Annotated in this window: 1 protein-coding gene; it reads right to left on the reverse strand. The window is 73.0% G+C overall.

Annotated elements, in window-relative coordinates; genetic code table 11:
* Positions 1–364, reverse strand: a 364-nt coding sequence (locus IE98_RS44060) for a hypothetical protein (RefSeq protein ID WP_043176439.1), incomplete at its 3' end; no start/stop codon positions are given.
* Positions 365–526 lie beyond the last annotated feature (162 nt).

A 526-nucleotide genomic window follows, 5' to 3' on the forward strand; every position in this document is an offset into this window, starting at 1 on the left:
CGGCCAACACCGCAGCCTCCACCAGCACCCGATCTGTGACCGGGCCTCCAGGCGTGACCGCGTCGCCGATGCGGGCGGCGAGCCGGTCCCGGCCACGGCGGCCCAACACCCCAGCCCCCGCCCCGGCCGACACCGCCTCACCTGCCGCAGTGCGGATACCCGCGTCCATCAAGGCCGCACGGAGGCCATCCGCCACAACTCCGGCCGCCTCCGCCCGTGGCTGCCCCGCCGACAAAACTGCGCACTGGTCGAGCACCACGCTGGCCATCACGGCCGCGGCGGACTCCACCCGCACGGCTGCGCACTGACCAGCAGCGCCGGCGGCTATGACGACGGGGACGTCGATCTGGCTGGTGATGTCCATGAAGGCCACCCTGACCCGGACACGCCCGGTACTGCGACCGAGGACCGTCCGACCAGGTGAAACGCGCCCATGGGTGCAGCGCATCACCGGGCTCGGCTGGATCGGGAGAACGGCCGGCGGGCTGCACCCTTCTCATCGGGAACCGCCCAGCACCTCGGCGGG

Source organism: Streptomyces sp. NRRL B-24484, from assembly GCF_000717715.1.
Taxonomy (GTDB): domain Bacteria; phylum Actinomycetota; class Actinomycetes; order Streptomycetales; family Streptomycetaceae; genus Kitasatospora.